The sequence below is a fragment of the Nocardiopsis sp. NPDC055879 genome (assembly GCF_053615935.1).
This window is the reverse complement of the sequence record NZ_JBSHCT010000065.1, coordinates 1-3757: the sequence shown is the minus strand read 5'-3', so window position 1 is coordinate 3757 and position 3757 is coordinate 1. Positions and strand designations below refer to the sequence as shown.

The following is a 3757-nucleotide window of genomic DNA, read 5'->3' as shown; positions in this document are numbered from 1 at the left end:
AGGTCGGGCGTCGCGGCATGGGGCTCATGCTTGCGGCCTGACAGCAGCAGCGTGGGGGAAGTGCCCGGACCGTTACCCCTTCTCAAACACGCTCTAAGGAACCGCTATTTCATCAGGTGAAGTCACCGACCACCCGACACATCCGGCGAAACACGCTGACCTGGAGGGCTTCCCGCGCTGCTCCAGGAGGAGGACCGCCAGACTAGCGCCCGCCTGAGGCTCCAGGAACCCCGTTCTCACCTGCGAATTTGCCAACCGATTACTTCTGATGAAAGATCCTTTCGTTTGATGTAATCGGTGGAAGGTGGCGGAGCGTGACCCGAAACGGCACGGTGCCAGGGGCGGCGGGGCTGCATCTGGTCGGTGGGACCACGCTGCTGCGCCCCGAGGAACAGGTCGCCGAGGCGATGCTGGAAGGCTGGCGCAATCAGCAGATGGCCCGCAACCTGGCCCTGTCCACGATCGAGGGTCGCCACAACGCGGTGCAGGCGTTCACCCGCCACGCTGACGCCTTCCCCTGGCAGTGGTCTGCGCAGATGGTCGACGAGTGGCTCGGGGACCTGCGAGCCGTCCGCCACCTGAAACAGTCCACCCTGCGCAACTACGCCGAGGCCGTCCGCTCCTTCTGCGCCTTCCTCACCGACCCCGCCTACGACTGGGCCGCCGAGTGCGAGAAGAGGTTCGGCACCCACCCCGTCCAGGTCTGCCACGAGTGGAACACCGCCCACCACCTGCAAGAATCCGAAGCCGACCCCTCCAAGAGGGCCTTCACCCGCGCTGAACTCCTGGCCTTCTTCGACCACGCCGACGACCAGGTCCACCGGGTGCGCGGGGCCGGCCGCAAGGGCTGGCTGCCCGCCTTCCGCGACGCCACCCTGTTCAAGACCGCCTACGCCTACGGGCTCCGCCGCCGCGAGGTGCGCATGCTCGACCTGGCCGACTTCGGCCCCAACCCCCACGCCCGCGAGTTCGGCGGCTACGGCGTTTGCTACGTGCGCTGGGGCAAGGCCATGAAGGGTTCACCGCCCAAGCGCCGCAGCGTCTTGACCGTCGGCCCGCGCGAGGGGATCGGCGGGATGGACTGGATCGTGGACGTGCTGGACCAGTGGGTCGAGGAAGCCCGCCCGGCCTGCACCCACGCCGACTCCCCGGCGCTGTGGCCCTCCGAGCGCGGGCCCCGCATCGGGTTCTCGCAGATGAACACCCGCTTCGCCGCCTACCGTGACGCGATCGGCCTCGACCCGGGCCTGGACCTGCACTCACTGCGGCGCTCCTATGTCACGCACCTGATCGAGGACGGCTGGGACCCCCGGTTCGTCCAAGAACAGGTCGGCCACGAACACGCCTCCACCACCTCCCTCTATACCTGCGTCTCCTCGGACTTTCGCACCCGGACCCTGCGCAAGGCGATGGATGCCACGATGAAGACGGCCCTGGACACCGGAAGGACGAAGCGATGAAGCGGCAGGTCAGCTACCAATGGCGGTTGCGGGAGGTCATGGCCGAACACGGCATGTTCACCGCCACCGACCTTTCCCGCCCTTTGGCCGAACGCGGCATCGCGTTGTCCTCGGTCCAGGTCTGGCGCCTAGTCACCCAGAGCCCCGAACGGCTTTCCCTGCCGGTCCTGGCCGCGCTCTGCGACATCTTCGAGTGCACCCCCGCCGACCTCATCGCCACCCGGGCCGAGAACGCCGCCCCGCGGCGCACCGCCACCGGCGAAACGGCGGGCTCGGCCGACGGAGTCGTTCCGCTGCGGCCCAAGAGCGCCCGGATCGATCCGAACGGTGGGTAGACCCTGCACCCTGGCCGAGAAGGTGGACGCGCTCTTGGACGACGGCACCGGGCGGCCGAATCCGCAGTTGGAGCCGCTGCGGGAAGCGATCCTGGCCATGCCCCGGCACCGGAGCGCCTCAGCCTGGATCCGTGGCCCCAAAGCCCGCCTGCTCCTGCGCGAGCTGGCGGAGGGCAGCCTGCCACTCACCCATCGGGCTTTCCGCGAACACCCCGAGTGGCGGGCCGCCGCACACCTGCGCGACCTGCTCATGGCCTGCGCTCTCCTGCCCCGGGCCGACAAGTACCTGCTGCACTACGAGAGCTGGCTGCACCGCCGCTTCAGCGAGCTCCACGGCCAGTCGCACCTTCCGCTCCTAGAGCAGTTCGCGACCTGGCACCAGATGCCCAAGCTCCGCGCACGAGCCGAGCGCCGGCCCTTGACCCCCAGCACTGGGATGCACGCAGCGCAGCAGTTCAACCGAGCCCACGAGTTCCTCATCTGGCTGGATGAGCAGGATCTGGCTCTGGGAGTGGTGGGTCAGGCTGAGATCGACCGTTGGCACGTCACACACCCCCTGCACCAACAACGCGCTTTGAGGGCCTTCCTGACCTGGGCGCGCGACACCAGCCGCACCCCCGCGAAGCTGACCTTCCCCCGGCTGGCGATCACCGAAGGCCAACGGCTCACCCAGCATCGACGGCTCGAACTCCTACGCCGGGTCCTGGACGAGAAGGCAGGCCCCTTGCGCTCCCGGGCAGCGGCCTGCCTGATGCTGCTCTTCGCTCAACCCGCGAGCCGCATTGTCCTGCTGACCACCGACGACATCACCAAGGACACCGACGGCCAGGTGCTCATTCGCCTCGGAGACCCACCGACTCCGGTCCCCGAACCGTTCGCTGACCTGCTGCTGCGGGCCGCAGCGGAGCGAGCCAACATCAACACCGCGAACGGCGGCGTTTCCTGGCTTTTCCCGGGTACTCGGGCAGGGCGCCCTCTTCACCCGCACAGCCTCGCCGACCTGATCCGCGACATCGGCATCCCCGGAACAGCGGTGCGCTCCTCCGCACTGCGCCAACTCGTGCTCCAGGCCCCCGCACCGGTCATCGCTCGAGCGCTGGGGTTCCACGACAAGACCACCACCCGAGTCGTTGCCCAGGCTGGCGGGACCTGGAACCGCTACGCCCCCAGCGACTACGCATAGCCTTAGGAGACATTTCGCGTTGGAGGCTGTCTTGCACCCCAGAAAATAATACTCTTAGTGAGGTTCACTGCGGGGAATTTTATGCAGAGGATGGTCCTTGACGTCCTTCCAAGCGCCTTTTGTTCGCACCCATCGATAACCGAACAGGCTTTCCTCGTGACGCTTTTGTAGGCGCAGGGATGAAAACTTCCAGGACCATCGCTGGTAGCGAAGGTTCGGCCTCATGCTTTGCCGCCAGCCGTGTCGACGAAGCGGCCGGAGTGTAGTCCACTGGATCTCGACCCAGGCGTCTCCTTGTTCCTGAGCAGGAACCCTAACTGCAGCTTTAACCGGATCGGCGCCCCCGGTCATGACGCTTCTCCATCGTTCCTGCCAAGGCGTCATGGGTGTGCAGCCCACGAACTCCACCGACACATCATGGACGATAGCGTCTCCTTCGCAGAAGACAGAGACGTGGTCTGTGTGCTCATCACTTGGCTTCAACATATGTTTCGCACTCGGATCCTTGAGGGATGGATTCAACTCCCTGGAATGGCGCACCAACCAAGTATGTTGCGGCTGCACCCGCCACTCCAGGCGAGCCGCTAGGACGGCGGCGATGGTCGCGGCTGCGGTGAGGCAAGCCACCAGAATGTTCAGCAGCATGTGTACGCCCTGGGGGATCGGAGTTGCGCGAAGCATGGAGTGAGCCTTTTTCATCCTGAAGGTGCAGGTCACAGCCCCGTACCGGTCTCCCCGAACCCCTTCTGAACAGCAAGAAGCCCCTGGTAGGTGGGTTA

The 3757-nt window shown here is 66.2% G+C and carries 4 protein-coding genes; 3 read left to right on the top strand and 1 reads right to left on the bottom strand.

The window, feature by feature from the left end; translation table 11 throughout:
- Positions 1-314 precede the first annotated feature (314 nt).
- The 3 genes from ACWGKS_RS29665 to ACWGKS_RS29655 are packed head-to-tail and all read left to right on the top strand — an operon-like array spanning position 315 to position 2978.
- Positions 315-1460, top strand: a complete 1146-nt coding sequence (locus ACWGKS_RS29665; protein WP_358516310.1) for a tyrosine-type recombinase/integrase — start codon at positions 315-317, stop codon at positions 1458-1460.
- Positions 1457-1795, top strand: coding sequence for a helix-turn-helix domain-containing protein (locus tag ACWGKS_RS29660; protein ID WP_358516313.1), 339 nt, complete (start codon positions 1457-1459; stop codon positions 1793-1795). The genes ACWGKS_RS29665 and ACWGKS_RS29660 overlap by 4 nt, the downstream gene beginning before the upstream one ends.
- Entirely contained in the window at positions 1788-2978 is a 1191-nt protein-coding gene (locus ACWGKS_RS29655) for a hypothetical protein (RefSeq protein WP_358516316.1), read from the top strand. The genes ACWGKS_RS29660 and ACWGKS_RS29655 overlap by 8 nt, the downstream gene beginning before the upstream one ends.
- 54 nt (positions 2979-3032) lie before the next feature.
- Here ACWGKS_RS29655 and ACWGKS_RS29650 read toward each other — a convergent pair whose 3' ends face one another.
- Positions 3033-3623 carry a hypothetical protein gene (locus ACWGKS_RS29650; protein WP_358516319.1) on the bottom strand — a complete coding sequence of 197 codons (591 nt, stop codon included), beginning with the start codon at positions 3621-3623 and terminating at the stop codon, positions 3033-3035.
- Between the last annotated feature and the right edge of the window lie 134 nt (positions 3624-3757).

What these genes read in the sequence shown, in the direction of transcription:
- ACWGKS_RS29650 (WP_358516319.1), bottom strand. Translation starts at nt 3,623, where the DNA reads ATGCTGCTGAACATTCTGGTGGCTTGCCTCACCGCAGCCGCGACCATC.
- ACWGKS_RS29660 (WP_358516313.1), top strand. Translation starts at nt 1,457, where the DNA reads ATGAAGCGGCAGGTCAGCTACCAATGGCGGTTGCGGGAGGTCATGGCC.